The sequence below is a fragment of the Pseudomonas serboccidentalis genome, from assembly GCF_028830055.1.
GTDB lineage: Bacteria > Pseudomonadota > Gammaproteobacteria > Pseudomonadales > Pseudomonadaceae > Aquipseudomonas > Aquipseudomonas serboccidentalis.
The window spans coordinates 5,987,860-5,990,613 of sequence record NZ_CP101655.1; the positions used below are offsets into that span (position 1 = coordinate 5,987,860).

Below are 2,754 nucleotides of genomic sequence, written 5' to 3' on the forward strand. Positions count from 1 at the left end.
GTCGGCCTTTGCCCGTTTCGGAAACTCGACTTTGAGTAAGCTGACTTCCCCGCGCCACGCGGTTACATCCAGTGCCACTTCTACGTTGGCAATCTGAGGGGAACCACTTTTCAGAGTGGGGCCTTCCATTTTGACTTCGGACAGCAGGTTGGCACTTTCCGGTAGTAGGCATCGAACCAGTTGTGCCTGCGGGCTGTTGTCGAACAGCATGAGGTTGCGCAACTGTTTATCTTCGAAAACCATGGCTTTGAGGTTTTCGCCCCAGCTTTTGCGTTTGGCTTCGGCTTTGATGCTTTCGACTCTATAGCCTTTGGCTTCCAGGGCGGCGAAGAACTTTTCAGGCACGAAAAGTCCATGCTCATCGAACCATGGCCCTTTTTCATCGAACTGAAGTGCGCCTTCCTGATCCAGCCAATCACTGAATACACGATCGTCGTCTGCTTCTTTGGCAATCGATTTGGGCAAGCTGCTCTTGAGCTCTTTCAGTTGGTCCTTAAACGCGTTGCCACTGGCTTGGGCCAGTTGTTTCAGGCTGATGTGGTTCAAAATCGTCGTCGACGATGCGCTGCTGAGCTCACGCAGTGGAATGTTTGTTTTGGCCAGTCGTTCGAGGGGTTTTGGCTAGTAGCTTTCCGCGTCCCAGAGAAACAGACGGGGCGGCTTCAGTGCTCGAACGCGTGCTTCGGCGGTGTTCTGAATTCGCTCTGCCTCGTCATTCAGGTCGTACCACTGTTTCTGCAAGCTGACGAAGAGCACTCCGGGTGGTGCTGACTTGCCACCGGTAGCCGAGACCCACTGGGAATAACGCGCTTCGATTTTTTTCTCAAGCTCGTCGCGTTTGGTGGTCAGTTCGATAAAGGCCTGAAAATCCTCGGTCCCTGCGTACTGGTCGTCAGGGCTGAGAAAAGAAGCTGTGGTCTGTCCCCGTTTTCCGTCCCTTTTCTTTTTCGAAGTCCCCCGCGTGGGGTAATTGCTCATATTTATTGCTAGGCACTTAGGTTCTTCATGTGGGGGACTTAAGGGGCATGCCACGTTTAGTGTCCGTGAGGGTAGGGCTCATTGATAGATAGACCATGTCTAAAGAAGAGAACATGGTCTATCTTCGTTTGCTCTGTGGTTGGATTTTTTAATAACCATAAATTGGATCGAAGTAAGAAAGTGGTGGGTGTGTTCTTTCCCAATCTTTGGCGAATTCAATTCCTGACTTGATTTCCTCCGGCCCCATTTTCTCCGCAATCCTTGGAAGGTTTAACCTCGCCTCTTCTGGGGCGATAGCACCTCCCTTCAGATTTGAAATTAAGTATGTGTATCCATACGCTTTTATTAGATCTAAGGGGAAGTCATAGCTATCTGGAAGATGGGCGATATTAAGGGCGTAGCCGCCTAGAGCGTCAATGTGCCCCGACTCGGCAGTCTTCTTAAGCCATTTTCCGACATCTTGTTTACTTCCGTTGTGTTCGTACAAATAGTTCGCATAAAGATACATCCCCGGAGGGAATCCCCCTTCCGCTGATGCCTTAAACCATTTTTCGATTGCTTTTTCTCGACTGCCAGGAATTACGAACCAACCTTTTCCATTTTGGTAGGCACCCGCAAGAAGTTGCTGAGCGAAGTTGTCACCCGACTCTGCAGCCCTTTCTAACCACTCCAAGCCTTGTTTAGCTGTATAGAGCGCAACCATTGCTTCGGTGTCGCCTCTCTCCGCGCGTTCGCGTGCAATTTTTAAGGCCTGCGCCCTCCAGTCCTTACCACTTTTTTGAGTGCAGGTTTCGATTACGGTGCAGAGATCTTCTTTGTTGCTGAGACGCAGCATGGCATAGAGATGTCCTTGTTCGGCTGCGGCCTCGTACCATTTTACGGCGTCCTCTGTCATGTAGCGGTTACTTAAGCGGATCGCCTCGCCTAAGTAGTACTGAGCGTCTCGATCACCCGCTTCTGCAGCAGTTTGCAAAAAAGGCTGTGAAGAAGTCCATGCGCTTTGATGAAAAAGTGCAATCCCCTTATCTCTGGCTGATAATTGCTGAGCCGAAACACAGGAGATGAAAAAAAATGACAGACAAATTAGAATGATTCGCTTAATCAATGTTTGGCCCTCGGTATGTAACTTTCAGTCCTTGAGTTGGCGCAAAGGCAGGTCCTTCATATACAGTGCTGTATCCGCAATAGCTATTTAAGTTTGCTCCGAGCTTCAATACGCGATCTTTGTATCTAGCACGCATTATGTTATTGATTTCAGTAAGGCCCAGAACACGTTCAGACATAAATAAGTCGAGTTTCGCTTTGTTTTTGCAATATGCGAGTCCTGCCTGTTGAGGGCGTACACCATCTCTATTCATGCAAATAATTGCTTCTTCAAACTGTTGATTTGCTCCAGGCTTGCTGGATATCCAGCCTAAGCATCGTTCAATCGCCTGCTGTTGTATTAGGTGAGCGTGATCCCCATTAAAGCTTTGGTCCTCTTTGCCATCCTCTTCTACGGTGAACGCTTTAGGACCGGCGCTCAAAGCTAGCAATAATGGACCCATCGCTTGTGGTTGGAGGTTGCATACCCAATCTTGCATATCCTGTCTATTTTCAATTCTGCCGATTGAATAAGCAATTTGTCCCCCGCGCCCACCCTCAGTCAGCGCATCAAAAATCCCTTTAACAATGGCATACCCACGCACATAGGCAAACGCCACATCAATACCCGTGGCGCCGAGGAAGCTCAGTTTCTGCAGATAGTCCATGGCTTCGCCATCGACCCACTCAAGA

The 2,754-nt window shown here is 49.2% G+C and carries 2 protein-coding genes and 2 pseudogenes; all 4 read right to left on the reverse strand.

The window, feature by feature from the left end:
• Positions 1–546, reverse strand: a pseudogene (locus tag NN484_RS27180) (hypothetical protein); the annotation flags it as partial.
• 75 nt (positions 547–621) lie between these two features.
• Positions 622–978, reverse strand: coding sequence for a hypothetical protein (locus NN484_RS27185; RefSeq protein WP_274658363.1), 357 nt, complete (start codon positions 976–978; stop codon positions 622–624).
• A gap of 148 nt (positions 979–1,126) precedes the next feature.
• Positions 1,127–2,083 carry a tetratricopeptide repeat protein gene (locus NN484_RS27190; RefSeq protein ID WP_274658364.1) on the reverse strand — a complete coding sequence of 319 codons (957 nt, stop codon included), beginning with the start codon at positions 2,081–2,083 and terminating at the stop codon, positions 1,127–1,129.
• Positions 2,076–2,754: pseudogene (locus NN484_RS27195) on the reverse strand (hypothetical protein); the annotation flags it as partial. The pseudogene NN484_RS27195 and the gene NN484_RS27190, both read right to left, overlap by 8 nt.